This window comes from Sphingomonas sp. BRN-1R (assembly GCF_057748035.1).
Window position 1 is genome coordinate 1,151,799 of the sequence record NZ_CM173236.1, and the last position, 25,968, is coordinate 1,177,766.

The window sequence follows — 25,968 nt, forward strand, 5'->3', positions numbered from 1 at the left end:
CAGCGGAGAGACGCGATGACGATAGCGGAAGTGTCGCCCTGCCACTTGGACGGTCGCGCCTGGGGTGGCATTCGTACCGCCGTGCTGGCCGCCACCAGCGTGCTTGCGCTCGCCGCCGCGCCGGCGCGGGCGCAAGATGCGGACGGGCTGTTGTTCCGCGTCTCCGCCGACAAGAGCATGACCGCGGATGTCGCGGCCGGCGATCCCCAGCCCAATTTCCGCTCCGGCGTGACGGTCGTGCCCGATGGCGCGATCGGCGGCGCCGCGCGCTGGGCGGACGATGGCTATGTCGCGTGGCGCGCACCCGGCAACATGCGCGCGGCACGCGGCACGCTGGCGTTCTTCTGGCGCCCGCGCGAGGGCGTAGGCGAGGCGCCGTTCGTGATCTTCCGCGCGGGCTTTGCCGACCACACCAGCTGGGACATGGCGTTCCTGCGGATCGACTGGAACGGCCACGGCTTCGACGCCTTCGTCACCGACGCCAACCTGTCGCGCGTCCGCGTGTCGTGGCGGATGCCTGACCTGCCGGCGGCGGACGCATGGCGGCACATCGCCTTTGCGTGGGACGAGACCACCGGCGTGCGTCTGTACGTGGACGGCAAGGAAGTTGCGCGCAAAGATCAGGCCGCCGATCTCGATGCGGGGCTCGACCAGTTCGGCATGGCGGGGCGGGTGATCTCGCCGCATCAGGTGCAGAGCCGCTACCATTTCATGCGCGGCAGCGATCTCGACGAGATCCGCGTGTACGACCGCATGCTGGGCGCCGGCGGGATCGCCGCGCTCGCCGCCAAGGGTGAGCCGCCGGCCGGAACGCCCCAAGCCGACGCCCGCGCGCGCCGCACCGCGTGGCTGCACCGCTACGGCTGGGATCGTGCCGCGCCGCCGCCGCTCACCGACGCGGTCACGCGCATCCGCAAGGTCGAGTTCGCCGATGCGAAGGATCTCAAGGAATGGATGTGGAAGGGCGTCGACGGCATCGCCGAGACGACATGGCCGGGCGTCTATAACCGCTCGCGCCTGCCCGGCCGCGACGATTACTTCGAACTGCCCGACTGGAACGTCTATGTCGAAGGCGGCAAGCGCTACGACCTGACCGTTCCGGCGGGCGAGACCGTCAACCGCGTCGAGATCCGCGGCGCGGCGTACGGCACGCTCGACTGGACCGGCGACAAGGGCGCGACGACGCTGGCGACACGGCCGAAGGGCGTGGTGCGCAGCTTCGACAGCTTCGCGCCCCGCACCGGCGGCGCGCTCTCGTTCGTCAACACGATGCAGGAACAGCCGATCCAGGAAATCTGGGCCTATGACGTCGGCGCGGGCGAGGAGCCCGCCGGCAGCTTCAAACTCTCCTACACGATCGACGCCGCCGCCGCGCCCGACATGGCGTCGCTCGCCCCGCTCAACGCCTATATCGCCGGCCGGTTCGCGCCCGACGAGCGCTCGACCGTGCTTGCTTTGCCCTCTGGCGGGGTGAAGGCGGCGATCGGCGCAGGGGCGGCGGGTGCGGGTGGGGTGGCACGGCGGGTGGCGGGGGCGATGCCGATCGTCCACGTCCTGATCCCCGCGACGTTCGCCGACGCTTATGCCGACAAGCCGCTCGCGCGCGCGTGGGATTATGGCTGGCAGAACCTCAACGACGGGCTCGACGGCATTGCGATCGACCTGCCCGCGCTGAAGGTCACGCCGGATGCACGCGGCCTGGTGCCGCTCAACATTCGTGTGAAAGACCCTTTGTGGCCGGGGCGCGACATGATCGACGTGTCGGTGTCGGTAAAGCCGGGCCAGGCGCGCACGCTCTGGCTCGACCTGCGCGACCGTATCTTGCCGCCGAACGGCCTGTACCTGACGATCGCCTCCGCCGCGCCCGACTTCGACGCGCAGAGCCTGAACGGCGCCAAGCTGCGCCTCGTGTTCAAACCGCGTGCCGAGGCGCTGAAGGAGCATGTCGCTGACCGGTTCAATCAGGTGAAGGACAATTGGGGCTATCTGGTCGAGGAGCATACCGCCTCCAAGCGCGAGGGCCTGTATGCGCGCGTGTTCGCCGACATCAGCGACCTGCTGCGCGTCGACCCCGACAATGCGCTGGCGCGCACCTACTGGTCCGACATCAACTACCGTCCGGAGAATGCGCCGCCGGTCGTGCAGCCGGTAGCGCCAGCGGGCATGCCGGTGTGGGCGTTCCGGCAGATCGAGGATCTCAAGCTGTCGAAGCGCTTCGTCGACTGGTGGATCGACAACCGGCAGGTGCCCTATGGCGACTTCGGCGGCGGCATTTCCGACGATACCGATCTTACCGAGCAATGGCCCGGCCTCGCGCTGATGGGCGTGGAGCCGGACAAGATCAACGCGTCGCTGCGCGCGCTGTCCGATGCGGTGTATCGCAACGGCATGATCGTCGACGGGCTCGGCTACATCACCACCGACGAGTTGCACGTCTATGAGGAGGGCATCAACTCGAACGGGGAGCGGCTGTACCTCAACTGGGGCGAGCCCAAGGCGGTCGAGCGGCTGATGAGCACGGTGCGCGCGATGCGGAACGTGTTGCTGGTCAACCCGGCCGGGCACATGCACTTCGCATCGAGCTGGTACGGCGCGCGCAAAATCTACCGCGATCCTGCCTGGGCCTGGCAGAAGCCCTATGCGTTCAACATGCTGCAACCGGCGATGCTGGTCGGCCTCTACAACGGCAATCCGGTCGCGAAGGGGCAGGTGACGGGGGTGATGGACGGCTGGCTCGCGCACGGCAAGCAGGGCGCTGACGGCGGCTGGAGCTTCCCCAACGAGATCAACTGGCAGACCGATGCGGAGCGGGTCGGTGACGGCGGCGGCATCGAGACGCCGATGCAGACGGCATGGGGCGCCTATCGGCTGAGCGGCGACGCCAAATATCTTCGCCCGATCGCCGCGCGCGTCGCCAGGAGCGGCACCGGCACGCTTGCGGCGATCAACGAGGACGCGCTCGCGCTCGCCCCGGTGGGGGGTGCGTGGCGCAAGGCGATCCTCGAGAAGGGCGGCGACGACGCTTATTCGCGCTATGTCGCATGGGATGCGAGCGGCGACCTTGCGCCGCTGGAGCAACTCCACGCCGCCTCGATCGCCACCAAGACGCAGCGCCTCTACATGATGACCGAAGGGCATTGGTGGAGCGATCGCGTCGAATCGGCGATGGACATTCTCCAGCGCGAACGGCTCGGAGGGGTGGCGCTGGTGCGCGGGCAGGAATGGCCGGGCCACACGGTAAGCTGGCGTTTCGCCGAACCGGATGGCGGCGAGCAGGTCGCGATCCTGCTGCCGGGTGCCACGCCCGACCGGTTCCGCGTCATGGCCTATAACGCGAGCGACCGGGTGCAGACCGCCCGCATGACCGGCTGGGACGTGACGGCCGGAATGTGGCAGGTGGCGCGTTCGACCAGCCCTGATGGCGGAAAGACGTTGGCGCCGGCCGGCCCGGCGACGAGCCTCACGCTGGAGCGGAGCGCGGGCACTGACGTGGCGTTCGCGCCGCACACCCTGACCGTGTACGATTTCGCGCTGACGCAGAAGGCCGCGCCGGTAGCGGACCGCCCTGATCTCGGCATCGGCGCGGACGATGTGGCGGTCAGCGGCAGCCGGGTAAGCGTGACGGTCCACAGCCTCGGCGCGCAGCCGGCGGCGGGCGGCACCGCGACGTTGGTCGACGGCACCGGCCGCGTGCTGGCCAGCGTGGCGATCCCGCCGCTGGCCGCGCCGCTGGATCTTCTGCCCAAGACCGCGCAGGTCCGGCTGGCGATCCCGCCGCGCTCTGCCGGGCCGCTCTCGGTGCGGGTTGCGCTTGCCGGAGATGTGGCGGAGGTGACGTCGCTCAACAACGTCGTGCCACTCGCCCGCTAGAGTGCCGGCGGGCACCGATCGTCTGCTCTCGCGCGAGGGCGGACGTGAGCGCCGCGCAGGATGTCCGCAGGGTTGCGGTCGACGCAAAGGGTTGCAAAGCTATACCAGAACACGCGACCCGCGAAGGATCGTAGCCTCAGCGCGGTTTCGCGACGGCCATGGCGCTCGACGCGCTTCAGCACGTCGAGCAGCTCGTGCGGGGTGACCGCAGCGATCGGGTGCTTTGCAAGAGCATCCAGCAACTCGAGAACCACCATGCCTTCTTTACGGTCGCGGGCGATTTCCCCTCCCGCCCACCTTCTGGATGAACTCCTCGGTAACCAGCCGAAGGTTGTCGCCGCCGCAAGTTCGTCCTTGATGCGGCGCTGCCGCTTTTCCTCGACCGGATCGATCCCCATCCTCAAGTTCGGTGCGCAGCGCGTTCCGCTTTGTGCGAGTGTCCTTCAGCGTCACATCGGGGAAGCTGTCGAGCGACATTTTGCGTTCGACGGCCAACACCTTGTAGCAGAACCGCCGCAGCAGCGCGCCGGTCGGCCGCATCAGAAGGAACAGCCCGTCGGAGTGGGGGAACCTTGAAGGGACGCGCTGCGGGTTTCAGCGCACGGATCTGGACGGTCGTCAGCACAGTGGACCACGCCGCCTCAAATTCTCGTGGTCCACGTTGAGTGATCCTTAGCGGAACAAAGTCAAGTTTCGCAGGATCAAAAGGAGGCAATATACCGCAGATTTCTGCGGTTTTCTGCAATGTTCTCAATATGACTGGTGCCGCTTACAGGACTCGAACCTGTGACCCCCGCATTACGAAGACTCGGAACCGAAATAACCCTCTGAGATAACGGAGATTTTCACCGTTTTTGATCCGCTTTGACAATCACAGTGATCATTTAAAAATCGCATTAAATTAATCGGTTAGGTGGTTCAAAGTCCGATTACGGAAAGTCACAGCCGCTTCTCTGCCGTGTGTCGTTGCCTGTTTTCCCGATAAGCCGGACGCCGTGGTTCTCAACGACAGGAGGATCAACATGACGGCTATTTCTTCACTCACGATCGTCTCGGCAAATCCGGCTGCACACCGGGTCCGTGGGATCGCAGCAATGCGTCAAAAGCTGCTCGATCGGATCGCCGATCAAATCTCGTTGGCCGAGGCTCTTGAGGCCGGTAGGTCGTGCCAGCGGGTCAAATATCGCCGGGTCCGTGACCTTGAGAACGACGAAATTTCCGAAGTGGCGGTTCGGACCCGCATTCGTCCTTGGTGGGTTGCCGGGCCGGATGGTGAAATGCTCGTCTGGATCAAGTACGGCAATCAAGCCTTGGAACTGCAAAAGGGCAAATCGGCTATCAAGGTTCAGTCGAATGCCGAGTTGCTCGACGTGTTCAAGACGGTCAGCGCTGCTGTAAGGGCAGGGGAGCTCGATACCGCGATCGTTGCCGCTGTGGGGACGTTCAAAGCCCGCTTCTCGAGATGAATGCAGGGCGGTGGCCTGCCACCGCCCTTCCTTATGTGATCTGTTTGGCCAACTTTAGCAAAACGCCCTAACAAGCGCTTGTTCTGAAGCTGCCGGAAAATGATCGGCAGCAGCAGTCTTGGCTTCGTCTCCTCGTTCTATAGACCCGTTCGGTGTTTGGAACACTTGCCATGAATACGAAGGCTGGGTGCCGCAGGTTAGGGTTATAACCCCAGCAAAACCAGCATCGCTAGGAGCATCCGACATAACCGCGATTTTGAGCCCGTCGGCTTTCTTTTCAACGAACCTGCCAACCGTAATGACGGGAACGGAGCCGTTTAGTGTACCGTAATCTTCCTTAGCCAACACATGAGTGTCTGTTAGCTCCTTGTCGTTTTTGTCGAAGTAAAACGATGGTTCTGTAATATCGTGAAGAGGATTCTGGTCATCGTATAAGTTGGCTTGTTCGGTTTGCGAGTTCTGAGGGGTCGCTTCCGGTGAACTGCTAATAACGCTATTCCCGAAATCCTCTGAAACGGTATCGCCTGATCCAAGATCCGTTACGGTCATATTCTCGGCTGCGGGAGCCACGTACATGTTGTTCCCGATCGCCTGATCCGGCCCGGGTTTGGTGACGAAATACAGAAGCATTCCTGCCACGACGCAGACGAGAACGAATGCCACTCCCTGAGCAACATGCGAATTTCGCTTTCCGCTCACGCAAGCCTCCTACGAGCGCGTTTCGTCACGCCACTCGCGAATTTCTTCAACGAGATCGACGTGCCGGTCATGAATGGAGATGAACGTGGCGGTCAGGCCGAGCATCATTACGATGCTGAGAACGGCGAAGACGCCGCCTACCGCGTAGAGCCATAGCAGCGGATACAAGCTGCTGTTCAGCTCGGACATCTTCATCCCGCCATACACGAGGCCGATGATGAGAACGGCGAGGACGCCAAAAATTATGTACCGATAGAGATCGACGATAAATCGCATTTGATCCTGCCCCTTTGGATTTTTACGATAAAAATCCTCAGGAAATTTCTACCCGATTTTGGGGTAATCACAACGCGGTTCCTACGCCCTGACCTGCAAGGGTTGGGTGTCGAATTGGCGAAGGGAATTCACGACCGGCGGTATCTCGGCGTCATAGATGCGCTGAAGGCGGAGCGTGAGCGTATCGGTATGAGTCAGACGGCTTTAGCTGAACGTCTTGGAACACGGCAGCAGTTCGTTTCGAAGTATGAATCGGGTGAACGGCGTTTGGACGTTATAGAATTGGTCGACGTCGCAGAAGCTCTCGGCATAGATTGGAAGGATATCGTCGGTAGAGGTTTGGTGGCCCCGGCATATAACAGAAACTGACGATCGGTGGGCTATGCTACCATCCGCAATTGCGCGGTTGCGAATGTCGTAGGGACCAGTTTTACATCTAAATCCGCGGTCATGCTACCGGGTGATAACCCAACACGGCATTATAAGGTTTTCCGCCGATCAGGCTGCTGATGCATCTGGAGAAGCGTCCGTCGTGCCCGGTTCATTGCGACTTGCATTCCTATGACAATGCCGAGCATGATACATTGATAACAGCACCGAGGATGCAAGCCAATGGTACCGCCTACTACATCCGTTGCTGGAAATGCAAAACGTGCAATTTTTACAGCCGATAGTTTACCAATTGCGGTAGGCAATCTGTTCGAAATGAACAATTATGAGGTTACTCATGATGTGCATATTAATGGAGCCCAAGTAGATATTGTAGCTCACTCAAAATCAGATCCGTTTTCTAGTCCGATATACATAGAAGTAACTGTAGAATACGTCAATAACGCTAAATATTCCAAAGATAGCACTAAATTCCTCCTTATAAGAGAGTTGAAGCCCGACGCGAAGCTGGTTTGCTTAAGTTCAAATGGATTCACCGCGGATGTGAAAGAGCGGGCGGAAAAGAGCAGAGTTGAAACTCTAACATATGAAGAGCTTTTCGCCAGATTTGAGAAATTCTCTCCGTACTTGAACGCCGTGTTGAACGACACTGAAATGAGCGCTTTAACATCATCCTATGAAGAGCCGCAGTTCAATGATAGCAAAGGCATTGAGCCTGTAAGTACATGGCTAAAAAGGTGGAAGAGCTTTGCGTCTGAAGACGCCAAATGGCTAATTGTACTTGGAGAGTATGGAACTGGTAAAACAACCCTGACTAAGATACTTCAGCATCGATGGCTACAGGAATATCACGCAAATCCAGCTTTGCCGATTCCGGTCCGCATAGAGTTACGAAATTTTAGTAGGCAGTTTGATGCGCGTGGCCTGTTGCACCACTTTCTTGATACGAACGGCTTGTCGTACGTTCCGATAGATTTTTTGATGTATCTCATTAAGACTGGTAGAGTTATCCTACTTCTTGACGGTTATGACGAAATGGCGCAGTTCCTTAACTCAAGGGAACGTCGTGCATGTTTGAGCGCTCTAGCTGAACTTTCGGCTGATGGAGCGAAAGGGATATTAACAAGTAGGCCAAACTATTTCACAGAGCATGAAGAATTAAATGTCTTTGAGGCTTTGTACACCACCTTAGAGCAAAATAAGGTTCATCTATCTAAATACGATAGGATGTTTATAGCAAATGAACTTGCTATAGATAATCTTGTTGAAAAATACATACTGGAAAAGTATGAAAGAGTGCTTCAGGATCTAACACCGGAGCAAACCAAATCGCTTGTATCAAGGAAACTGAAAAAGAATCCGGCAGGTCAAAATTTGGTTTTGGCGATGCTCGATCGAGTTTTTCGAGAAGAATCAGACGGATCTCGACAGGCGCTTTCAGGAAAACCCGTCATTATCTCTTACTTGCTTGAAATTGTGGAAGATATAAAGCCAGAAGAGCAAAAATCTACCATTGAAGAGCTTACTGAGTGGCAGGTCTACAAGCTCATCGTTGATCGTTTGATGATTCGCGACATGCAACGGACTGCGATGAACCCAGTGGCGCGGCGTAAGGTTCTTCAAAAGCTTGCATTAAAGATTTCTGGTAAAGACAAAATGGTTGCCGACGAGGCGTTATTTCAAGAAATTATTACCGAAGAATTCAGTCGAGATTTGCGTGTTTTATCCCCTGATGAGCGGCAGACGAGGCGTGTTCAGCTTTTCGAAGACCTCAGAAGTTCGGCAACATTGACTAGGGCTACGCTTGGAAAAACCGACGGATGGGTTTTCTCGCATAATTCGTTACGTGAGTTTTTGGTGGCAGAGTATCTGCTGGAAAGATTGTTGGCTAAAGAACCTATCAACACCAGCGTTCCGATCAGCGCGGCTATGCGCGGATTTGCTGCGTCTATAGGCGGGGAGGACGCTGAGGTCATATGGCAAGCTTTGGGTGATGTCTGGGCTCGAAGAGTCAACGAATTCGAGTTAGGACCCTATCTGAGTCTTCTCTGGGACCGCGCGCGCCGGCTTGATGGAGGGATTGTATCATTGTTGAGGCGCCTCTCAGCATCGGAGTATGGGACGGTCATCGATCTGAACGAATTAAAGCTAAAAGACATTGACGTAAGTTTGGACCGGTTATCTGAAAATGGTTCTATAAATGCGGCAATGTCAATTTTTTCTGATTTGAATTTTGGAAGCATGGATTTATCAAAATCTATTTTTGATTATACGGTTTTGGACAACGTTTCTTTCAAGGATGCATCTCTAAAAGGTTGTTCCTTTAAAGGTGCATTATTGTTTGATTGTGATTTGTCTGGTGCTGATGTTTTTGATGCAGACTTTACAGGTATGGAGAGCGACTCGATATTTTTAGCAAGTAGCCCTGTCGCGGGGCACATCACCCTAACGGGGCAGTCGGCAATAGGCTACTTGAGGTGGCATGGTGCTTTAACTGATGAAGTTGACCACTACTTCGTCTTCAAGTTTCATCCAAAATTTCCTATTGTCTCTAAAATCGTCGAGAAAATTTCTGGACAAAAAAACAGTCAGAAACGCGGGCTTACCCAGCGAGGGGAGGCGCAAAACGATCCTCCGTTCGCTAGAAACTTTATCGATTATCTTGAATCAAAAGGTTGGATATCGGTAGACAGGAATGAACTTGTTTCTGTGACGTCTGCAGGGCGACCGGAAATACACCGCATGGTTACCTCGGAGTATCTGCCGCATCCTATAGGGCAGTTCCTTGAGTCTCATCGGTAACAGGCACCTGAAAGTATCACCTCATGCTGTGCAACACATCGACATTCATCTCGGCGGTCAGGTGCTTCGCGTAAAATCGGTCGATCATCTCGACGCTGGTTCGGGCATTCCGGGCCAGCGTCAGCAGGCACATGTCCTTGCCCTTTATAAGCCGAAACATGATCGATGAATGCCGCAGCGAATAGAGCGTCCGCGTCTGACCCGATGGAGCCCGATACAAGCCCGCAGATTTCAACACCGTTCGAAGCTGCCGACTGAACGAGCGGATGACGAATTCACGGTTCTGATATTGCGGCATGAACACGAAATCGTCTGGCTTGCCGTATCCGGCATCCTTGCTCGCCTTCAGGAGGCGGGCGTACGTATGGACGGCAGCCGGCATCGAGATAATCGGGCTGCAAACGGTCTTGCTGAAATCGGTCGTGATCCGAAGGAATTGGCGATCCTTTTCCCTCACAACCTCGATATGCCGGTGCCGTAGCAGCTTGATATCGGACGGACGCATGAATGTGTTGACCGAGAACGATGAGAACCACCGAAGTTCGTTCGTGATAACGTGGGTACGGACTTTCGTTTTCAGCAGGCGATGCCGGTCACATTCTTTCAGCAATACCTGATATTCCTTCAGGGATAGCCAGCCCCGGACACCGGCTTTCAGGCTGACGATCGGCATAATCGGCGCATGATCGATCACGCCCATGCGCTGCGCCTGTTTGAACGTCTTGCTCGCCAGCGTGAGGATCACCTTGATAGTAGCCGACGATAGATCCTTGTCGGTCAGCTCATCGACGAATTCCTGAAGCGTGCCGTGGCTGATTTTTCGAATATCGAGATTGGCGATAGCGGCATAATGCGTCGCCAGAATGCGCTTCTGATCCGGCACCAAACGCGGGCTGCACTCGCCTCTCGTCGTTCGTCGAACATCAACATCGATCACCTGATTGGCAAAATGTCCGAACGTCGTGACGATCTTGGCCGCCGGCGCGGTGTTCCCCAGCTTTTCCGATATCGCTGCTGCATCCGCGCGGGCTTTGGTGATGTCGTTCGTCTTCAACGACCGCGTGACCTGCTTCCCGTGCCGGCGATACCGGACATAGTACGACGTGGACCCGGCGACCTCGGTCAGCGTGACGTTTCCGATCCTTTCATTCTGCATGTGATGATGACTCCAAATTCAAATATCGAACGACGTTCTTCGCCGTCTGAGGAAAATATGCGCTGCCGTTTACGGTTCGGATTTGCAGCGCGTTGAGGTGACGGGCGATCGCCGAATATCCCTGCCGCTGATCGATCAGGGGACGGAGGATCGGCTCCAAGGACCGGGCGTGTTCGACCGCTCGTTGATGATTACGCGCGGCGAGGGCGGTGCCGTTCTTCCCGAGGATGACACCGCGTTTCTTCGCTTCCGCGAGCGCAAGCCGCGTGCGCTCGGAGATCATCCGGCGTTCTTCCTGAGCGAGCGCTGCAAAGATATGAAGCTGGAAGTCTGAGGCATTCGGCATGTCAGCGACAACGAGGCCGACGCCCTGTTCCATGATCCCGGCGATGAAGCTGACCTTGCGGGAGAAGCGATCGAGCTTTGCGATCAGCACCTTGGCCGAAAGCCGTTTGGCGGCAGCGATCGCCCTCCAAAGCTCGACCCTATTGTCCTGCTTTCCGGATTGAACCTCAACATATTCGGCGACGATCTCGTCACCAACGCCGATAAATTCCTGAATGCGTGCTTTTTGTGCCCCAAGGCCCAGACCGGACCGGCCCTGCGCCGCCGTCGATACTCGGAAATACGCTACATACCTCGTCATCCGCTGACCCGTCCTTAAAGCATAAACCTTGGTTTGCTTTGGACGTGATCGTATCGTTCAGATGCTTTGGCCACGCAGAATCTCCGCGAGATCAACGTCTTTCTCGGCCCTGTTTTGCCAACGGCTGGGCTGCTTCCTCATTAACCGAGAACAGTAGTACCGCTACCGCGACGTGAGCGGACCTATATCACTCTGTGTGCCGAAGCAGGCCGGAAGTGCGTCCAACTATCGCTACTAGACTCAGGACGGATACCGTTGCAACACCGTGAAAACGGGAGTGTTTAAATGAAAACCGCTGAGGTCATTGCACGCGCAACCGAGGATTTTGAGTCGCTGCAAGGTCATTGTTTCGATCTTTTGGACGTAAAGAAGCCTGTTTCTCCGGCGGCGGCATTAAATTTAGCTAAAATAATATCGAAGTTATCGCCCCTTTTGGGGAACTTGATCGAGTTCAATATTGTAGAATTTCTAAATGATCAGAAGCACTTCCAAGGTTTGGGAAAGTGGAAGCGACAGGATCCGGGTTTTCCAGACGCAATCTTTGAGGGCGCGATAACCCCCGTACCCGGCTTCGAAATAAAAGCTTGGTTCCCTTTGGCGACGGAAATCACCGCTCGCTTCAAGGATAGCCAGAATCACTTCACCGGTGATAACACTTATGTTGCATTGATAGCATGGGTTCCGCGTAATTTGATCTACGGCGAACCCTACATCCTCGACATTGCGGTCGTGTCCGGACAGTCAGTTGCTGCGCAGCGGGATGCCCATTATCACAATCCACCAGACTATCTGGTCTTGGAACCAGAAGACACCACGGCTCGTACTGTTAATCTGCAGCAAACGAATACGAACGGTTTCAAATGGCAAGGCCCGGCGTCCAAAAAAGCAGAAGCGGCCCGCTTGATCACTAGATGGGGGGAGGGCGGTGCCTCGCATCTTCCGACTCCAGAATACCAAACAAAGTTACGAGAGTTAATAGCGAACTTCCCTTATCGGCTTGATACTAATTTCGCTAAGATCGATCGGATAGCGCATCCTGAGATAGAGGTGTTCAAACGGAAGGTGCTAGCGATGACGTTGCATGGTCACACGATTGCACAGTGGGCGAAAATTTTCGCTTCGGATGATGATGCATTCGTGTGCCAGAAGCTGAAGGATCATCTCGGGATTGAGGATATCGACGCTAGAGCAATCGTGTCCTGAACCGGTCAACTCCGGTGCTGAAATACGTCCAGTCCAGTTCCGCGGCAAACGCTCTGCGTCCAGTATTTCGGGCGGCCAGTGACGCGCTGAACAGGCCGCCAAATGGCTCCCACACTACGTCTCCAATATCGCTGCTCGCTTCAATGATCCTTTGCATCAGGTCTAGCGGCTTTTGGTTTAGGTGGGCGGCTTTACCATTGGGTGCGACAACCCGCTCTGCCCCTTTAAGTGGGTTACGATCCCAAACATTCGTCATTCCGTGCGGACAACGAAACTTCGACCGCAATGTAAGCCAATCGGCGCCGTTCATGGGCTTGGTGCCGTCGCGGGAGAAATACGGCCGACCCTCTGCCTTGCCGTGTTCATTGGCGTAAGCTGCCAACTTTTCAAACATTTCTGCGGGCGGGAAGTACCACAAGTGACCTTGATCAAGGTATTTCCGCACTGCGGCGTCTTTCACCCCACATGCGTCGTTCGCCCTCCGAACCGCCAAGCCAGTCCGCTTCCATTCTTTCAATAGCCAGCGTTTCAAGGGAAGCCCATCCAACTGGGCTTCGAACACATACTGCACACATACTTCAGTGACGACAGGGAAGCGTCTGATCTTCTGAGTGTTCACGTTGCCGGCGATGTGAGCTAGGCCTTTGTTCCAGACATTAGCGTTCTGATAGCGAAATCCATGTTTTTCAAGGATGGGATGAACAGATGCCCAACCAATCTCCGAGTTCCAGAACCATAAAGTCGTTCCCGGCGTAGCTTTTGCCGCCCAGGCCTTGATATGTGCCTCGTACCATTCCGGCATGCCAGTGTGATCAGAGGTATCGCCCTCGAAGCCGAGCACCCCATAGGCTCCGTCCGATACTATCACCGTGGGCGACTCCCACCGCATATACTGGCTTAACGAGTCTCCGAGAGAGAGGTCGACGAGACTATCTGACCAGTGTTCGAAAGTGGGGTCCCCGTCCAGCACATGATTTTTGCCTCGATTGACGGTGCTGGTTGACTCACGCTTGCGTGGATTTGACGCCGATTTCGAATGCTTAGCGGCGGTTTCCGCGGGAATCTCAGTCATCCCCTGTCCTTATAACGCGATCCAGAGATTGGCTACGGCCAAACCGATGTTCCCTGTTTGTGCGATTGATTGCGGAGCGGTCGAAGGTGTGAGGAGGACAGCGGGCAGAGCGCTAATGCCAAGGCTGCGATCTAAGTTATGGCCGGAGGATAACCACGGTGGCGCCCGCGCGATCTACATCACGAGCCGAGGGCAGCGCAGAGAGTGACGATCCCTCGTGGACGGAGAACGTTTTAACCGGCATTCGCCGGATCGCCTCGATGAGTTCACTCTTTGTTCTCGGCGCGACATTTTTCAGCAATCCCATCAGACCAACCCCGCTGGGCCAGACCCAAGCTCGAGAAAGCTCGAAAATTTGCGTTTTAAACGCGATTTGCCGGCCGTTTGCTCATCGTCCGGCACTTTCTTCGCTTTTGCCTGATCGGTGCTCATAGCGGCATTTTTCAAAGCAAGATGAATCTCCTTTTCAGCTGCAACGCGCTTTTTAAGATCCGAACCCATTTTGTTTGAATAGTCGTTCATCAGCTCGGTAATGACCTGTGTTCGAGTTTTCCGTGCTAAAACGCACGAATGATCAAAAGGAGTGAGTGTTTCAGGACTCACCTTAAAATTGACAAGAACACGTTCAAAGTTTGCTTTTTGATATATCATCGATATTTTATCTCCTTAGAGCTTCTAACTACTTTAACAACATCATAAACGAATGCCTTCGGCATTGCCGTAAACGGCACATTCTAAGTTTAATTATAAATTAACGGCATAATTGAATTTGAAAAATATTCAGACTGTAATGCTATCGGGTATTGAAAGTGTGTTTAAGTTTTATTGAATTATGTTTGTCATCGTTTAGACATGGTTCTTTAATCAAGGCTTCAATCGTTTTTGAAGCCAAGTTTCGATTTCTGGTGAAGGCAAGGTTCGAAAGGGGGTATATACCCGTCAGTTCGGAAGAGAGGTGTTGGCCCAGTCTATGGCTTCGTCATAAACGGGCTTGTCACGGAACTTGCTGATGTAATTAATCCAGCCGTTGTCAGAATCGGCTTGGATATCGGATTGGATAAAACCCCAGTTCGTCGACTGCCATGCGTCACGGATCAGAGTGGGGAATGTGTCCCGGAGGTCGAGCCGAGGGCATTCGATAACGGCATGATAGTGAAGCCGTTTGCCATCTCCGCCTTCGAGAACGGCAAAGACATTCAGCTGTTTCCCGAACTTCGTATGGGAACTGCCCAGAACCTGTTTGTTCACGATGTTCATGAAATGTCGAAAGTTCGCAGACGCTGTGTCACGAGTGAGACGGGCATGGATGCCGGGGGCCGTTTGGAGGCTCTGTCTCAGTGTCAGCGTGACTGCATACGGAGATTCCCATTTTTCGACGTCGATGAAGGATCGGACGGCAGCTTGGTATGATCGGGTCTGGGATAGGTTCATGATTTAAATGTATAGACGGAGTAACGATACTGTATTTATCATGAACTTGACCGATGCTACGTCCTTTCGAAGAATAAATGATATCTTTATGCCTGCCGTCGTATCGATTTGAAGCGGGCAGAATCTACGATCGTCTTTCTGTGACATCGAAAGGGTGGCCCGCGCCATTATGGTCGGTGGCGCAAAGAATCAGCCGGGTTGGCAGTCTCCCAGAAGCAGCCGTTCAGGAGGTTCATCGCTGCACCCGAAAGCCAATGGCCGTTCATACTCACCGCAGCATTCAGCCGGTCGCGTCGCCCTGCTCGCCTTCCCCTTCATCATCAGGGACTTTCCACGCCAGCCTAGCGGACGATAGGATATGCGGAAATCCGCACTCTAGGAGCGCGGGATACGGCGTCGGCCAGTCGACGCTGCGGTAAAGATAGCGGTGCAGTACCAACAGTCCGGCCAGAGCCTCAAACACTGCGAGCTGCGATCCTTGAGCGCGCGCTGCCACTCGATTGTGCTTTATCTGGTTATACGCATCCCACCACCACGCTTTGCTGGTCGGAGTTTCGCCCCAACTCTTCCAGGGCAGAAAGGTGAGACCATATCGGGACACGCCGACCTCGACCGTCGGCAACTTGGGGAAGCGCGTCAGGATGATCTTGCTCGCGGCCTCCATATTGAAGGGCTTCGACCTTGGTCGAATATCGCCACACAGCGCTTTCGCCACCACGTCGACCTCGCTGCCGATGAGCAGCAGGAGGCCCGCGAAGCGATCGGAGTAGGTCGCGTGATTGGCCGGCGCGGGGTCGACGAAGGCAGCGGTGCCGGCGACGTCGTTCTCGAGCATCAGAAAGTACTGCCAATGCCGCATATCCATATGATCGCCCTCCGAACTCCGCTTGAGCTTCCTTGAAGCCGCATCAATCTAGCGACAAAGTGAACCGAGGCGAAGGATCCCTCCGCCGAGGTCGCATCCGCCCGCCTTGAGAACGCTGCCGTTTGGGCCGCTGTACCCGCACGGTACCCGCTGTCGACATCCGCTTCCGCCAAATATCGGTCGCTTCAGGCCATGCCCGCGCGACCGCAAGCATCCTTTAACTAACGCTAAACGCATTCGCGGTTACCGATGAGGTTGTTGAGCACGTCGTTATAACCGCCTAAGAGTTGGGGTCTGAATGCGCCTGATGGTTTTGGTCGCGGCCGGGTTAATCGCCTCACCCGCCTTTGCACAAGAACCTCCGTTTCATCTTATCTGCGGAGGGCAAGCACAGGTTGTGCAGCACCAAACGGCCACGGCTTACGGCACGAATAGCGCAGGTCAGTGGTCGAACGCGACAGTCGGAATCGACAGCACAGCCAACAGTGACGAAGACGTCCGTATTGACCTGAATGGTGCGGCAGGGGAAATCCGCCTACCAATGTTCATGCTGCCGCCGATCCACGGTGGAAAAAATGGCGTACTGCCTCTGCGGAATGTCACGTACAGCCAAGGCGAGATTGTTGCCAAAGCCACGCTAAACTTCATCAATCAGCCCAAAATCGTCCTAGACCGAATGACTGGCATGGTTTCGATAAGCGGCTTTCGGGAGGCGTTTCGAGGAAAGTGTGTCGCTTACGATCCAGCGGCTACGCGGCGAGCTTTTTGATATAATCGCCTGCGAAGGAAAGGATAATACGCACCACCGTTTGTAAAGCAGCGAAGTAGGAGTGGGAGCGACCGTAGCGGCAACACAGGCCATTCAACTAACCGAAAGCAGACGATCGCCTAACTAACACTTTTCGCCATTCAAGCTGCCATCCGTACCTCGGCTACCGACAGTGAATGGAACGGCGAAGGTTGATCGAGCGCCTTGATAATATCGAGGCCAACGCCAGTCGTGATGAACGTTTCTATTTCCAAGCGGGGAAACACCTCACGGAGTTTCGTAAGTGCCGTGGCAACGCCGGGAGTGGCTGGGCAGAGATGGGGAACGAACGCCTTGCGAGCATTTTCAACATCCGCCCGTTTGCAAGCAACGCCAGCCTCGGTCAGCATTGACGCGAATTCCTGAGCAGTTTTGCAATCGGCCTTGTACAGTAATCCTGCCCGCGATTGCCGCCAAGCAGCACAAAGCGCCTGCCGAAGCCGCTTCAAATCGGGGTCGGTCTTGCGCAAATACCGAGATCCATCTCCCTCCAACGAGGATTTGGAAAGTACGTAAACGCCGAACGCCCGATAATCCGCAGCCGTTTTGATGCAGCGAGGTTCCTCAATCGCAAATTGCTCCCAATATTCCCGCATCTTCACAAACTCGTCGATCGTGTCCCACGGGTCGGTCGAGAACGCGACGTGGCCGACAGCTTGATCGTCCCAAACGGCGCTCGGTCGCCGCTTCCAATCATATTCCATATTCAGACGCTTCGACGTTTCCTTCTCGACGAGATCAGCATCGAAATTGATCATGTCGCGAATACCGGTTTTCGTCGCCATCTCGATCCGGTCTGACGGCGTGCGTTTCAGAAACAGGTTGGTGATAAATCCGTTCTGCAGAAGGGTGCTGTCATATTCCTGAGCGGTGTAGATTCCGCCCTTAGCAAGGACGATGTTTTCCCCGTCACCTTTCGGCGAGTTGCCTTCGAGCAGGGTGGCTTGCCCGCGAGTACGCCACCCAAGCGGCTGACGAATGCGGTGTTTGACCTCCAAGACCGCCGGCGCGCCGGTCAGACGTTCCCGGCTTTGACCGAAAATCTGACAAATCGGCCCGGCGGAGGCAGCTTCGATCTGGTTGGCGGTAGCGTTGGTGAGGAAGCCGTCCGTCGTGCAGCTAAAAACGCAAACTTCGTTCGTCAGGCTGTTCATCACTTCGCCAAGCGCTGCCCGAACGAACGACGTGATGAACGCTGCGAAAAACGGATTGGTAATTTTGCTTGGGGGCAGGGGCTTCATCGATTGTTCTTGCAGATCGAAAACGCGCTTGGAATGCAGGCCTTGAGCGGTTTTGCCGTAGCTGGAATTGCTCAATTCCTTCCAGAACAGGTTGTCGAGCGAGCCTTTCGGATATGACCGTCGCTTGTCGGTGCAATCGCGGATGAAATCGAGGAAGATTGGTTTGTCGGCTTCGGTCGGGACTATGACACCGTGCAGAATCCTGATCTTGGCACCGAGCGAATGCGCCAGAGCAATTTCGGGCGACGAGCAATTGCTGATCCCCTTGCGAGGAAAAATCAGACCGTTTGCTGACCTGACCGGCATCGTTGGAAACCGCACTGACTTCGGGAATTCAAACTCGACATTGGCAACGCCGAGTGTCGAGGCCGTGAAATCGGCAACCTTTGTAGAAGCCCGCAGGCGGTGCCAATCAGGATATCCAATCAGCGCCATCGCTGTAGGGTAGGCTCCGGCAAGGTCGTAGTCAGTCCAATCATCGACGAAAGCGGGACCGAACCAAAATTGCTCACCACGGCCACCGTGATAGCATTCAGTCGCGAGAGGCTCGTAGAAAGCTGGTTGCTCAAACGAGACTGTGGCCGGCTTGGTAACGTAATATCCCAGGCGCTTACTATATTGCTTTTGCTTGATTTTATATTTACCAACAACATAGTCAGGATCATATTTCAGCTCGTTCTTCCACGTCTTCATCAGCAGATCGACCCCGATCGCTGTTAGCGTCGCAGGGGCTTTTCGTTCTTTGAAAATCTCAAAATAGATGCCGATCAAGCGAGCCAGGTATCTGACGCATATAACCGCATCATTGATCGCATATCTATCGAACAGGTCCGGATTATCTCTCAGCAGAGCATCCATGCTCCTTTTATAGAATTTTTGCCGTTCGGGGTCAGGGTCGAGATCAATTTTAGGAACGCCAACGATGTTGCCCAATTCCCATAGGCTTTTCGACGTTGCAGGTGTCAGCAACATAGTGTCCCGTAGGATGACCAGCAACTCGACCGACGGCTCGTCATCAAACCCAATGCTGACCGGAACGCCCTTATCGACGGACGTGAATGTTGATCGAACGGCAGCGATTTGCCCGGTCAGATCCTTAAAGTCGGCAAAGGCGGGAACGTCGGCTCGGGTGAAATGACCGACAAGGTATACGAGCGTCGGCAGCGTGTGGATCGAACCTGTCGAAATCCCTTTTGAGAAGGCAAGGACAAGCAGGTCAACAAGCGTCATTCGGTCTCCCGCTTCGGGGTAACAGATGGCACTCCACTCTTTTGCACCCGGCTGAGCCGGATCGTAGACGCTGCAATGGACCTGATAGGAAAGGACGGTGTATTTTGCAGAGCCCGCCTTTAATTCGTCAGCGGTTACAGGCTTGTCGGGAGTCTTGAATTCGGTGTCGAAACCAACAATAATATACGGACGATCTTTGATCGTTTTTGAATGTCCGTAAAAGTTCTGCCTCTTCACCCATATACTACTTTTACTGAATTGGTGGTCATCGGTTCTTAAGCGAAGTTCGGCTGAGTTACTGCCTCGTATGACGGTCTTGTCGGTAGGCATAAATCGTCGGCTCACTCTGGCTCGGCTAGCTTGGAGCATATGATATGGACAATTGCTGTTCAATGACAGTGACGTCTGGTTTGACGACGTTCAGAAACCCACCTGGCCGTCTCTAAAAACGCTAAGTCATTGATTTAAAATGATTTTTAGATGGTGCCGCTTACAGGACTCGAACCTGTGACCCCCGCATTACGAATGCGATGCTCTACCAACTGAGCTAAAGCGGCATCTGGCGACCGGCAACGTTGCGCTGTCGATCGTGAGGGCGGGCGCTTATCAGGTGGAATCGCGTATGGCAAGCGCGTGTTCTTCCGGGAGAGCACGAAGGCGCGACTTTACGCGGCGTTTACCAAGGGGCGTGCACAGACGGACCGGAAAAGGGACTCGGGCGGCGATTCCCGCAGAAGGTCGGTTGCGCAATGGAAAATGTTCGCGGGTTCGAGGACGGCCGGGGCGGGGCGGTGGAGGTCGAGGCGCATGCCGGCGACGTCGATGGTCCGCGGCTCGATATCGGCACCGACGAACGGCGCATGCACGTGCGCGCCTACAACCATTGGGTGTCGCTGCTGCGCGGGCGTGCCTATCCGGCGATCGCCAATCTCGATCCCGCCAATATCGCCGATTTCGGCCCGCACAGCGTCCTGCTCGATTTCTCCGGCGGGGTCGACAATCCAGCGATCCCGTTCGTCGGCCGCGCCCTGCGTGAGGAATGTTCGATCGACAGTACGATCACGCACATCTCGCAGGTGCCGAGCCGTTCGCTGCTGTCGCGGCTGACCGATCACTATCTTCAGATCATCGCCAATCGCGCGCCGATCGGCTTCGAGGCCGAGTTCGTCAACGCGCGCGGGCACAACACCTTGTATCGCGGCATCCTGATGCCGTTCTCCTCGCATGAGGATTCGATCGACTTCATCTACGGCGTCATCAACTGGAAGGAACTGGTCGACGACGCGACTCAGGCGACGCTGAACGCCGAACTCGCCGCTTCGGTGCGCGCCGGGCCGGCAGCGGCCGGGGCGGGGGCGGCGCTCGCCTGGGCGGACGGGCCGAGCGGCAACGCGCCGGCCGAGGCCGATGCGGACGAAACGGATGAGTTGACGCCCGAGGCAGCGCCGCCCGAGACGCTGTTCGATCACCTCGCGCTCGCCCGCGAATCGGCGGAGGCGGTGCAGGGTGCGGAGGGGCGCACCCGCGCCGCGCTGTACCGTGCGCTCGACCGTGCCTACGCCTTCGCCGCGGCCGCCGACGCCGATCCGCAAAGCTATGAGGAACTGCTCGGCGACGCGGGCATCACGCTGCAATTGCGCGCACCGATGACGCCGGTGGTCAAGCTCGTGTTCGGCGCGACGTATGACAAGACGCGGCTGACCGAATATGCCTGCGTGCTCGCCCATGCCCGCCGGCTCGGCATTGCCGCCGACGGCCTGAGCGGGTTCCTCGAAAGCGTCGAGGGCGGGATCAAGGGCATCGTCAAGGCCGAGCGCGCCGCACGCGCGCCGACACGCCCCGCGCCGGTCGATCCGGCGGCGCAGTTGCGCACGCGCGCGCCGCTCGCCAGCGTCGCGATCGAAACCGATGCGGCGGCGGGGGACTTCGTGGTGCTGCTCGCCCGCGCCGGCGCGGCCGGGACGCTCGACATCGTCGCGACGCTCGGCGACGATCCGCTGCTGCTTAAAAAGGCACTTCGCCAGGCGACTGCCTGATTTTTTCGCAAGTCGCCGCGCCGGAGGGTGTTGTGGCGAACGGCATCCCCTATAGAGTCGGAAACGAACCGACATAGGGCGAGGCATGGCACAGTTGACGCAGACACCGCTGGCGGAGGCGCTCGCCACCCGGCTGACTAAGGGTGCGCTTCCCGGCGAGTTGCAGGGCTTCGACACAGGCGCACTCGATGCGGCCGCCGCGTTCGTCGCCACGACCGCCGCGCACCGCCGCCCGGGCGTGCCGGTGCTGGCGCTCGAACCGCTTGCCGCGACCGACCCGCGCCGCCGCATGCGGCTCGCCATCATCAACGACGACATGCCGTTCCTGGTCGATTCGATCGCGGCGGTGATCGGCGCGCACGACATCGCGATCGACCGCATCATCCACCCCGTGATCGGCGCGACGCGTGATGCGGACGGCACGCTCGTCGCGATCGACGATGCGGGCACGCCGGAATCGATGATCTACCTCGAGCTGGAACGCGCCGACGCGCGCGACCGGCGCGAGCTGATCGCCGCGCTCGAACACAGCCTCGCCGATGTGCGCGCGGCGGTGCACGACTGGCGCGCGCTGGAAGCGGCGATGGCGGCCGATGCCGACGCGCTCGGGACAACCGAGGGCGCTGCGCTGCTGCGCTGGTTCCTCGACCGCAACTTCACGCTGCTCGCGCATGAGCGGTGGGAGGATGGGCTGGCCTCCGCGCTCGGGCTCGCGCGCAACGGCCATGCCGTGCCGATCCTCGCCGAGGCGTCGCGCGATCTCGCCATCGCCTGGTTCCAGCAGGGTGGGGAGGCGCCGCTGCTGCTCAAGTCCAACCAGATTTCCGCCGTCCACCGTCAGGTGCCGCTCGATCTCGCGCTGGTGCCGGTGCGCCATGGTGAGACGGTAGTGGGCCTGTCGATCCATGCGGGCCTGTGGACGAGCGGGGCGCTCGCCTCGCCGCCGCAGGAGGTGCCGGTGCTGCGTGCGCGGCTGGCGGCGTTGCAGGAGAAATTCGGCTTCGACCCCAAGGGCCACGCCGGCAAGGCGCTGACGCATGCGCTCGCCTCGCTACCGCATGATCTCGCCGCTGCCTTTGCGCCCGAAGCGCTCGAGGAACTCGCGCTCACTGCCATGTCGCTGGCCGACCGGCCGCGCCCCAAGCTGGTGCTGGTGCGCAGCATCCTCGGGCGGCATCTGTTCGCGTTCGTGTGGCTGCCGCGCGACGATCTCACCACCGGGCGGCGTGTCGCAATCGGCGAGCTGCTGGTCGAGGCGGCGAACGGCGGCATGCTCAACTGGGCGATCGCGATGGACGGCGTGATCGCGCTGATGCGCTTCACTCTCGATCTGCGCGCAGGCGGGGTGATGCCCGACGCCGCCGCACTCGACGCGCGGATCGCGCGGATGGTGCGCGGCTGGGCGCCGGCGGTCGAATCGGCGCTGGTCGATACGTTCGAGCCGGCGCGCGCGGCGCGGCTGGCGCTGCGCTACGCCAGCGCCTTTCCGCAAGGCTATCGCAACGCCAAGACGCCGGAGGACGCGGCGAGCGACATCATCCGGCTCGCCCGGCTGGAGAACCCCGGCGACCGTTCGGTGCGGCTGTACCGCGATGCCGGCGGCGCGCTGCGGCTCAACCTGTATCGCTCAGGGGGAGCGTTGGCGCTGTCGGACGCGGTGCCGGTGCTCGAGAATTTCGGCTTCCGCGTGATCGAGGAGCAACCGACTGCGCTGACCGACGAAAGCCACAGCTTCGTCCATGAATTCCTGGTCGAGGCGGCGGGTGATCCGCTGGCAAGCGATCCGGCGGTGCTGGAGGAGGCGATCCGCGCCGTTCTGGAAGGTGCGGCCGAGAACGACGCGTTCAACCGGCTGATCGTCGAGGCGGGCGTGCCGCCGCGCGCGGTGGTGCTGTTGCGTGCGTGGTTCCGCTATCTGCGGCAGGCCGGGCTCACCTATGGCCTCGCCACGGTGGTCGATGCGCTGCGGCGTGCGCCCCGACTGGCGGCGGCGCTGATCGAGCGGTTCGATGTCGCGCATGATCCCGCGCGCACCGCGCGTGACGTGGCGGCTGCGAATGCGGCGATCGAGCAGGGGCTCGATGCGGTCTCGGCGATCGACGACGATCGTATCCTGCGCGCGATCTGGAGCGTGATCGGCGCGACCCTGCGCACCAACGCCTTTTCGCCCGCCGCGCAGGCCGCACTCGCGTTCAAGCTCGACAGCCATCTCGTGCCGGGGCTGCCCGCGCCGGTGCCGTGGCGCGAGATCTGGGTCTATTCGCCGCGCATCGAGGGCATCCATCTGCGTGCCGGCCCGGTCGCGCGCGGCGGCCTGCGCTGGTCCGACCGGCGCGACGATTTCCGTACCGAGATCCTCGGGCTGATGAAGGCGCAGCGCGTCAAGAACGCGGTCATCGTGCCGACCGGCGCGAAGGGCGGCTTCTACCCCAAGCAACTGCCCGCATCCTCCAACCGCGACGCGTGGCTGGCGGAAGGCACCGAAAGCTACCGCGTGTTCATCCGCGCTTTGCTGTCGATCACCGACAATATCGCCGAGGGCGCGGTGGTGCACCCCGCCGACGTGGTCGTGCATGACGGCGACGATCCCTATTTCGTCGTCGCCGCCGACAAGGGTACCGCGACCTTCTCCGACATCGCCAATGCGATCGCGATCGACCACGGCTTCTGGCTGGGCGACGCCTTCGCCAGCGGCGGCTCGGTCGGCTACGATCACAAGGCGATGGCAATCACCGCGCGCGGCGCGTGGGTGTCGGTGCAGCGGCACTTCGCCGAACGCGGTATCGACGTGCAGAGCCAGCCGATCCGCGTGGTCGGCTGCGGCGACATGTCGGGCGACGTGTTCGGCAACGGCATGCTCTTGTCGAAGACGCTCAAGATCGTCGCCGCGTTCGACCACCGCCACATCTTCCTCGATCCCGATCCCGATCCGGCCGCAAGCTGGGCCGAGCGAGCGCGTATGTTCGCGCTGCCGCGCTCGAGCTGGGCGGATTACGACGCCAGCCTGATCTCGACGGGCGGTGGCGTGTTCCCGCGCACCGACAAGATCATCCGCCTGTCGCCGCAGATCCGCGCCGTGCTCGGCGTCGACGTGGGGGAGATCGAGCCGGGCGCGCTCATCACCGCGATCCTCAAGGCACCCGTAGATCTGCTGTGGTTCGGCGGCATCGGCACCTATGTAAAGGCGGGTTACGAGAACAACGTGCAGGTCGGCGATCCCGCCAACGACCGGCTGCGCGTCGATGCCGAACAGGTCCGCGCCACCGCGATCGGCGAAGGGGCGAACCTCGGCGTGACGCAGGCCGGGCGCATTGCGTTTGCGATGAAGGGCGGGCGCATCAACACCGACTTCATCGACAATTCGGCGGGCGTCGATTGTTCGGACAACGAGGTCAACATCAAGATCGCGCTCAACCGCGAGATGATCGAGGGGCGGCTCGCCTATGAGGCGCGCAACACGCTGCTCGCCTCGATGACCGATGACGTCGCGCACATCGTGCTGGAGGACAACCGCCTCCAGACACTGGCGCTGTCGATCGCGGAAGGTGCTGGCGCGCGCGACGTGCCGAGCTATGTCCGCCTGATCGAGACGTTCGAGGCGGCGGGCAGCCTCGACCGCGCGGTCGAGGGGCTCGCCCCCAACGACATCCTGCTGCGCCGCGCGCAGGAAGGGTTCGGGCTGGCGCGGCCGGAACTGGCGGTGCTGCTCGCCACCGCCAAGCTCGCGCTTCAGGCCGCGATCGAGCAGGGCGGGCTGGGTGATGATCCCGATCTCGCGCCCGATCTCCACGCCGCCTTCCCGCGCGCGATGCGCGAGACGTTCGGCACCGCGATCGACCAGCACCGGCTGCGCGGCGAGATCGTCGCCACCAAGCTCGCCAACCGCATCATCAACCGGCTCGGCATGCTGCACCCGTTCGAGCTGGCGGAGGAGGAAGGCGCGGCGCTGTCCGACATCGCGGCGATGTTCGTGGTGGCGGAGCGGCTGTTCGATCTGCCTGCTCTCTGGGCCGAGATCGAGACCGCCGAGATGCCCGAGGCGGCGCGCATCGCCCTGTTCGACGAGGTCGCGGTGGCGACGCGCTCGCACATCGCCGATCTGCTGCGCGTGACGCGGGCGGGCACCGGGCCGGGCATGGTGATGGCGCGCGTCGGTGCAGGCATCGGCCAGCTCGACCGCCAGACCAAGGCGTTGCTGCTCGAGGAAGCGAGCAGCCAGAGCGCGCGGATCGCCGCCAGCCTCGAAGCGGTCGGCGCGCCCGGGGCGCTCGCGCAGAAGGTGGTGCGGCTGTTCGAGCTCGACGGTTCGGTCGGCCTCGCCGATCTCGGCCAGAAACTCGCGCTCGACGAGGTGGTGCTGACGCGCGCGTTCACGCGGCTGGGGCAGGCGCTTGGGCTCGACTGGGCACAGGCCAACGCTGCGCGCATCGCCTCGAGCGATCCGTGGGAGCGGTTGCTGATCGCGGGGCTGGCGCGCGATTTCCAGCAGTTGCGTTTGGAGTTCCTCGGGCGCGGGGAGGGCGATCCGCAGGCGCGTGTGGAAAGCTGGCTGGCCGACAATGCGGGCCGTGTGGCGCAATTCCGCGCCGGCATCGACCGCGCGCGCAGCACGCCCGCGCCGAGCGCGGCGATGCTGGCGCAGATTGCCGGGCAGGCGCGGGTGTTGCTAGGGCGGTGAGGTGGAGCGAGGCTTGCGTTCCGCGTCAGCGCCACGCGGCCTAACTCCGTTCGTGCTGAGTAGGGATCGAGTAGCCGAAGGCGTATCGAGAACCCGTAT

At 59.0% G+C, this 25,968-nt stretch carries 18 protein-coding genes, 1 tRNA gene and 1 pseudogene; 8 read left to right on the forward strand and 12 right to left on the reverse strand.

Features of this window, described 5'->3' with window-relative positions; genetic code table 11:
• Positions 1-15 precede the first annotated feature (15 nt).
• A complete protein-coding gene (locus AC3ANX_RS05225) occupies positions 16-3,870 on the forward strand; it encodes a LamG-like jellyroll fold domain-containing protein (RefSeq protein WP_488335961.1) in 3,855 nt (1,284 codons plus the stop codon).
• Here the strand turns inward: AC3ANX_RS05225 and AC3ANX_RS05230 are convergent.
• On the reverse strand, positions 3,867-4,268 hold the full coding sequence (locus tag AC3ANX_RS05230) for a phage integrase central domain-containing protein (protein WP_488335962.1): 402 nt from the start codon (positions 4,266-4,268) through the stop codon (positions 3,867-3,869). The genes AC3ANX_RS05225 and AC3ANX_RS05230 overlap by 4 nt on opposite strands.
• 55 nt (positions 4,269-4,323) lie before the next feature.
• Positions 4,324-4,410 (reverse strand): annotated as a pseudogene (locus AC3ANX_RS05235) (hypothetical protein); the annotation flags it as partial.
• 482 nt (positions 4,411-4,892) lie between these two features.
• Here AC3ANX_RS05235 and AC3ANX_RS05240 point away from each other — a divergent pair.
• Positions 4,893-5,336 (forward strand): DUF6641 family protein, encoded by a 444-nt coding sequence (locus tag AC3ANX_RS05240; RefSeq protein ID WP_488335963.1) that lies wholly within the window; start codon positions 4,893-4,895, stop codon positions 5,334-5,336.
• Between the two features lie 54 nt (positions 5,337-5,390).
• Here AC3ANX_RS05240 and AC3ANX_RS05245 read toward each other — a convergent pair whose 3' ends face one another.
• Both AC3ANX_RS05245 and AC3ANX_RS05250 read right to left on the reverse strand, forming a co-directional pair.
• Positions 5,391-6,035 carry a hypothetical protein gene (locus AC3ANX_RS05245; RefSeq protein WP_488335964.1) on the reverse strand — a complete coding sequence of 215 codons (645 nt, stop codon included), beginning with the start codon at positions 6,033-6,035 and terminating at the stop codon, positions 5,391-5,393.
• Between the two features lie 9 nt (positions 6,036-6,044).
• Positions 6,045-6,311 carry a hypothetical protein gene (locus AC3ANX_RS05250; RefSeq protein WP_488335965.1) on the reverse strand — a complete coding sequence of 89 codons (267 nt, stop codon included), beginning with the start codon at positions 6,309-6,311 and terminating at the stop codon, positions 6,045-6,047.
• Here AC3ANX_RS05250 and AC3ANX_RS05255 point away from each other — a divergent pair, their 5' ends adjacent.
• Both AC3ANX_RS05255 and AC3ANX_RS05260 read left to right on the forward strand, forming a co-directional pair.
• On the forward strand, positions 6,312-6,680 hold the full coding sequence (locus AC3ANX_RS05255; protein ID WP_488335966.1) for a helix-turn-helix domain-containing protein: 369 nt from the start codon (positions 6,312-6,314) through the stop codon (positions 6,678-6,680).
• A 243-nt stretch (positions 6,681-6,923) separates the two neighbouring features.
• Positions 6,924-9,503, forward strand: coding sequence for an NACHT domain-containing protein (locus AC3ANX_RS05260; RefSeq protein WP_488335967.1), 2,580 nt, complete (start codon positions 6,924-6,926; stop codon positions 9,501-9,503).
• A gap of 16 nt (positions 9,504-9,519) precedes the next feature.
• Here the strand turns inward: AC3ANX_RS05260 and AC3ANX_RS05265 are convergent, their stop codons facing one another.
• Positions 9,520-10,659: a hypothetical protein gene (locus tag AC3ANX_RS05265; protein ID WP_488335968.1), complete on the reverse strand. Its 1,140-nt coding sequence runs from the start codon at positions 10,657-10,659 to the stop codon at positions 9,520-9,522.
• On the reverse strand, positions 10,649-11,305 hold the full coding sequence (locus AC3ANX_RS05270; RefSeq protein ID WP_488335969.1) for a recombinase family protein: 657 nt from the start codon (positions 11,303-11,305) through the stop codon (positions 10,649-10,651). Before AC3ANX_RS05270 ends, AC3ANX_RS05265 begins: the two co-directional genes overlap by 11 nt.
• Positions 11,306-11,590: 285 nt before the next feature.
• Between AC3ANX_RS05270 and AC3ANX_RS05275 the strand changes: the two genes are divergently transcribed.
• Entirely contained in the window at positions 11,591-12,508 is a 918-nt protein-coding gene (locus tag AC3ANX_RS05275; RefSeq protein WP_488335970.1) for a hypothetical protein, read from the forward strand.
• Here AC3ANX_RS05275 and AC3ANX_RS05280 read toward each other — a convergent pair.
• The 4 genes from AC3ANX_RS05280 to AC3ANX_RS05295 all read right to left on the reverse strand — a co-directional run bounded on the left by AC3ANX_RS05280 (position 12,489) and on the right by AC3ANX_RS05295 (position 15,876).
• Positions 12,489-13,580 (reverse strand): DNA methyltransferase, encoded by a 1,092-nt coding sequence (locus AC3ANX_RS05280; RefSeq protein WP_488335971.1) that lies wholly within the window; start codon positions 13,578-13,580, stop codon positions 12,489-12,491. The genes AC3ANX_RS05275 and AC3ANX_RS05280 overlap by 20 nt on opposite strands.
• A gap of 306 nt (positions 13,581-13,886) precedes the next feature.
• Positions 13,887-14,231 carry a hypothetical protein gene (locus AC3ANX_RS05285; protein WP_488335972.1) on the reverse strand — a complete coding sequence of 115 codons (345 nt, stop codon included), beginning with the start codon at positions 14,229-14,231 and terminating at the stop codon, positions 13,887-13,889.
• Between the two features lie 288 nt (positions 14,232-14,519).
• Positions 14,520-15,011, reverse strand: coding sequence for a rolling circle replication-associated protein (locus tag AC3ANX_RS05290; RefSeq protein ID WP_488335973.1), 492 nt, complete (start codon positions 15,009-15,011; stop codon positions 14,520-14,522).
• A 280-nt stretch (positions 15,012-15,291) separates the two neighbouring features.
• A complete protein-coding gene (locus AC3ANX_RS05295; RefSeq protein ID WP_488335974.1) occupies positions 15,292-15,876 on the reverse strand; it encodes a hypothetical protein in 585 nt (194 codons plus the stop codon).
• Positions 15,877-16,174: 298 nt separating this feature from the next.
• On the opposite strand from AC3ANX_RS05295, the gene AC3ANX_RS05300 reads away from it, so the two are divergent.
• Positions 16,175-16,645 carry a hypothetical protein gene (locus AC3ANX_RS05300; RefSeq protein ID WP_488335975.1) on the forward strand — a complete coding sequence of 157 codons (471 nt, stop codon included), beginning with the start codon at positions 16,175-16,177 and terminating at the stop codon, positions 16,643-16,645.
• 140 nt (positions 16,646-16,785) lie between these two features.
• Here the strand turns inward: AC3ANX_RS05300 and AC3ANX_RS05305 are convergent, their stop codons facing one another.
• The gene (locus AC3ANX_RS05305) at positions 16,786-19,392 is read right to left on the reverse strand and encodes a DNA polymerase (RefSeq protein ID WP_488335976.1); all 2,607 of its coding nucleotides are present in this window, start codon (positions 19,390-19,392) and stop codon (positions 16,786-16,788) included.
• A 244-nt stretch (positions 19,393-19,636) separates the two neighbouring features.
• A tRNA-Thr gene (locus AC3ANX_RS05310) sits at positions 19,637-19,712 on the reverse strand.
• Positions 19,713-19,904: 192 nt separating this feature from the next.
• Here AC3ANX_RS05310 and AC3ANX_RS05315 point away from each other — a divergent pair.
• Positions 19,905-21,191 (forward strand): PAS domain-containing protein, encoded by a 1,287-nt coding sequence (locus AC3ANX_RS05315; RefSeq protein WP_488335977.1) that lies wholly within the window; start codon positions 19,905-19,907, stop codon positions 21,189-21,191.
• 85 nt (positions 21,192-21,276) lie between these two features.
• On the forward strand, positions 21,277-25,869 hold the full coding sequence (locus tag AC3ANX_RS05320) for an NAD-glutamate dehydrogenase (protein WP_488335978.1): 4,593 nt from the start codon (positions 21,277-21,279) through the stop codon (positions 25,867-25,869).
• The last annotated feature ends 99 nt before the right edge of the window (positions 25,870-25,968 follow it).